Genomic DNA, 4,309 nt, shown 5'->3' with positions numbered 1-4,309 from the left:
GCTCCTCGGATACGGGGGCGGTGCCGGTGGCGGGGGTCCCGGCGTCCGCGCCGGGGGTGTTGCCGGTACCAGGGACGTTGCCGACCGATGCGCCGACCGCAGAGCTTCCAGAGCCGCCACCCGCTCGGCGGGAGGCATCCTCGCCCTGCACCCGCACCACCGCGGCGGCGAACGCGTCGAAGACATCCTGAGCGGCGCCCCGCTCGAGCCCGCGCATCTCCATCCGCACCGGCCCGAGCACCGTGTGCGCCTGCACCGATGCCAGGCCGAGCGCACGATGCACGAGCGGACGGCGCAGCTGCAACGACTGAGTCCGGATCAACGGCATGATGCTGAGCGAGCGGGTGAGAGCGCCCCGGCGGATCCGCAGGCTCGCCCAGGCGGCGACGTCGGTGTCGGTGAGCGTTCCGGATCCCGACCCGGTCTCGGTCTCGGTCTCGGTCTCGACTGCGATTCCGCCTCCGACGAGCTGCAGGCCGGCCCGACGACGGCCCAGCCAGAGCACCCAGCCCGCCCGCGCCCCGGCGCCGACGAAGCCCGATCCCGCACCGACGAGTGCATCGCGCAGCGCTTCCCGCTCGGCGAGGTCGGCGGCGCCGCCGGCAGCACCGCCGTCGCCGAATCCCGGGAGCACCGTCATGAGGACGTCCAGGGTCTCCGCTTCGCGACCGACCGGCAGCACGAGATTCTGCAGTCGATTCTGGCCGCCCTGCGCCACCGAGTGGCCCGCGGTCGTGATCCGCACCTTCCACCAGCCGAACGGCCGCCAGAGCAGGGGCTGCTGCGCTTCGACGGCGTGGATCCGCGACAGCGGCACCGTCTCGGTGTTCGTCGCGGTGAGGCCGGCGCCGACGCGGATGGCGTCGGCGGAGCGGGAGAGCGTGAACCCCCACCCGCGGTTGAACTGGTTGAACGCGATGCCGCCGAGCACGAGGACCAGCGGGACCGCGACCCCGAGCGCGTACGGCTGCCACACGATGCCCGCCACCAGGCTGACGAGCAGCATGACGATCGGCACGAGCAGGTCCCAGCTCAGGGCGATACTGCCGATGAGCCGGCCGACCGGCACCCGTACCAGGCTGCCCGAGTGCAGCGCCTCGGCGTCGATGTCGAAGTCGACGAAGTCTTGCGCCCTCCGGTCGAGATCGTGGACGATCCCGCCCGGCGTCTCCGTCGCGGCGGCCGCGGGTGCAGCCGCCGCCGGATCCTGTCCGGCCGGCGACGGCGCGCGATCCGCAGGCGTTCCGGTGCCGACGAATGCGGGCGAGGCGGCGATCCCGCTGCCGCTGCGATCGGTTCGGTCGGTGCTCCGGGCGCGGGCGCGGAGGATCTGCTCGCGCACCTCCTTCGCCTGGGCGTGCGCGAGATAGCGCAGCCCCACCTTGCCGCCTTGACCGGCGGTCTGCACGTCGACCTGGGTGAGCCCGAGGGCTCGCGCCAGCAGCGGCCGCTGCAGGTTGACGCTCTGGATGCGCTCGAGCGGTGCGCGGCGATGCTGCCGGAACAGGATCCCGCTGCGCTCTTCGACGGCCTCGCCGCTGATGCGGAAGGTGTGGAACCGCCAGCTCAGCCACGAGAAGAAGACGATGCACGCGATCACGAGGAGCACGCCGAGCAGCGCGAGGAGGATCAGCCCCTCCTCGGCGAGGTAGTCGATCAGGTCGAGCACGTCGCCGCTCTCGCCGACGAAGTCGTCGGCGACGAAGAGCTCGATCAGTCGATCGCGCAGGTTCGCGATGACGATGCCCGCGATGACGATCAGGGCGATGCCTCCGCGCAGCAGCGGCGAGAGCGGATGGAGGCGGCGCCAGTCGGCCTCCACGCTCGCCGGCTCGGCGGTACCGGGCGTCGTACCCGGCTGTGCGGACTCGGGATCCAGCGTCACAGGCCCGACCGCCGGGTCTCGGCCAGCTCCACCAGACGGTCGCGCAGCGACTCGGCCTCCGCGACGGGCAGCCCCGGCAGGTTGACGCCGGTCGCCGCCGACGCGGTCACGAACTTGAGCGTCGCGAGGCCGAGCGACCGCAGCAGGGGGCCGCGGGTGACGTCGACCATCTGCAGGCGCCCGTACGGCACGGCGATGACGCGCTCGAACAGGATGCCGCGACGGAAGAGCAGGTCGTCCTCGCGAAGGATGTACCCGATGGCCCGCACCCGCCGGAAGGCCAGAACCGCGTTGAGCAGCATCAGCAGGACCACGGCTCCGGCCCCGACGTAGAGCGGGACCGGGGGCCGTTCGTCCGCGAACACCGTTATCAGCGCGAAGACGACGACCACGCCGACGACCAGCAGCAGGTTCAGCGCCAGATCCGCCCAGACGTACTTCGGCGACACCCGCTGCCACGACGCGTCGCCGTTCGGCCAGGTTCCGCCGTTCTCGGGGGCGCGCCCCGGCTCATCGAAGTGCCGTTCGATCATCTGCTCGCTCACGCCCCAAGTCTAGGGCGGGTCCTCCGGCTGCCGGCACTCCCGCCGGACCGGCCCCGCGGAGCGACCGCTCCGCGGGGCTTCGTCGCCTATTCCGCGGCGGTCTCCTCGGGCACGGTCTTGTTGAAGCCGGTCACGGGCTGGCCTTCGTCGAAGCCGACGGTCCGCTTGCGGAAGCCCTTGGTGAGGAACAGCAGGTAGATGAATCCGAGCGCCGTCCAGACGAGGCCGCCGATCAGCGCGTCGGCGTGCAGGTTCGCCCAGAGGATGCCGGTGAGCACCACGCCGATGCCGGGCATCACGATGTAGTTGAAGATGTCCTTCGGCGTGCGTCGGCGGCCCTGCCGGATCGCGAACCAGGCGATCACGGAGATGTTGACGAACGAGAAGGCGATGAGAGCGCCGAAGTTGATGAACGCGGCGATCATCTCGAGGGTGAAGGCGATCGCGAGCATGCAGACCAGGCCGGTCAGCACGATGTTGAACGTCGGCGTGTGGGTCTTCGCGTTGATGAAGCCGAAGAACTTCTTCGGCAGCACGTTGTTGCGGCCCATCACGAGCAGCATGCGCGAGACCGAGGCGTGCGAGGCGAGGCCCGAGGCGAGGGTGGCGCAGAAACCGGCTGCCGTGAGCACGGCCTGCAGCACATTCCCGCCGACCGCGTGGCCGATGAGGGGCAGCGTGCTGTCCTCGATGAACTGCATGTCGCCGCCGGGGGCGAACTCGTTCCAGTCGGGGAATCGGAGCTGCGTGAAGTAGCCGGCCACGAGGAAGATCGCGCCGCCGAGGACGACGGTGAGCAGGATCGCGCGGGGCACGATCTTGGGGCTGCGCGCCTCTTCCACGTACATCGTCACCGCGTCGAAGCCGATGAAGGAGAAGCAGACGATCGTGGCGCCCATGAGCACCGCGCCCATCGTGACGCCGTCGTGGATGAAGGGCTGCACGAGGTTGATGGAGCCGGTGGCCTCGGCCTGCGCGAGCTGCGCCCACACCATGACGACGAAGACCGCCATCACGATGATCGAGAAGACGAGCAGGATCATGTTCACGCTCGAGGTGCCGCGCATGGTCATGTAGATGATGGCGGTGGTCAGGATGCAGTAGGGGATGACCCAGAACCATCCGGGGATGCCGGTCGTCTCGGGCGGGAAGACGGCCTCGAGATAGCTCCGTATGATGAGGCAGTTCACCATGGGGAGCAGCATGTAGTCGATCAGCGAGGTCCAGCCGACCATGAAGCCGACATTCGGGTGGATCGACTGCCGCACGTAGGTGTAGGCGGACCCCGCGCTCGGGATGGCGCCGGACATCTTGCCGTAGCTGACGGCCGTGAACATCATCACGATCAGGGCGACCAGGTATGCGAGCGGCACCACGTTGTTCGTGTCGCGGGCGACCATGCCGAAGGTGTCGAACACGACGGTCGGCGTCATGTACCCGAGACCGAGGCCGACGATGGCCCAGAGCCCGAGGTTGCGTGTCAGCGACGCGCGCTTCTCGACGGCGGGAGCGGATGCTGCCATGTGTATTCTCCGTTCACGATTCCGGCGCAGGATCCGGGTCCGGGTCGGGCACCGCACGGCCACCGTCGCGCAGACGCGCGCGGTGCAAACATCCAATTATGGCGCGAATCCCCCGTCTTCGATGACATCGCCTTGGTGGTTCTCAGGATTTTCCTCTGAATCTCCTGGAGGGACCCTGCAGAGCAGTTCGGCGATGACACCGCAGACCACCAGGACGACGCCCGAGGTCAGCACGAGCAGCATCGGCGCCCAGGTCGAGGCGGGCGGCAGGATGCTGCGGGTGAGCAGTTGCAGGCCCGAGCCGGCGGCGAGCCCGGCGAAGAGCGCCCCGGCGAATTGCCCGGCGCGCGCGCCGG

Annotated in this window: 4 protein-coding genes; all 4 read right to left on the bottom strand. The window is 69.6% G+C overall.

Going from position 1 to position 4,309, the window contains the following annotated elements:
• Positions 1-1,885 (bottom strand): PH domain-containing protein (locus ACFPZL_RS10555; RefSeq protein WP_382335355.1); only part of this gene is annotated, 1,885 nt, incomplete at its 3' end.
• Entirely contained in the window at positions 1,882-2,418 is a 537-nt protein-coding gene (locus ACFPZL_RS10550; RefSeq protein ID WP_218116311.1) for a PH domain-containing protein, read from the bottom strand. The genes ACFPZL_RS10550 and ACFPZL_RS10555, both read right to left, overlap by 4 nt.
• Before the next feature lie 98 nt (positions 2,419-2,516).
• A complete protein-coding gene (locus ACFPZL_RS10545) occupies positions 2,517-3,953 on the bottom strand; it encodes an APC family permease (protein WP_218116301.1) in 1,437 nt (478 codons plus the stop codon).
• Positions 3,954-4,049: 96 nt separating this feature from the next.
• Positions 4,050-4,309 (bottom strand): DUF3180 family protein (locus ACFPZL_RS10540; RefSeq protein WP_382335353.1); only part of this gene is annotated, 260 nt, incomplete at its 5' end.

The organism is Leucobacter soli, from assembly GCF_042659205.1.
Taxonomy (GTDB): Bacteria; Actinomycetota; Actinomycetes; order Actinomycetales; family Microbacteriaceae; genus Leucobacter; species Leucobacter soli.
The sequence above is the reverse complement of the archived record's forward strand: the minus strand, read 5'-3'. Positions and strand labels throughout refer to the sequence as shown.

What these genes read in the sequence shown, in the direction of transcription:
- ACFPZL_RS10545 (WP_218116301.1), bottom strand. Translation starts at nt 3,953, where the DNA reads ATGGCAGCATCCGCTCCCGCCGTCGAGAAGCGCGCGTCGCTGACACGC.
- ACFPZL_RS10550 (WP_218116311.1), bottom strand. Translation starts at nt 2,418, where the DNA reads ATGATCGAACGGCACTTCGATGAGCCGGGGCGCGCCCCCGAGAACGGC.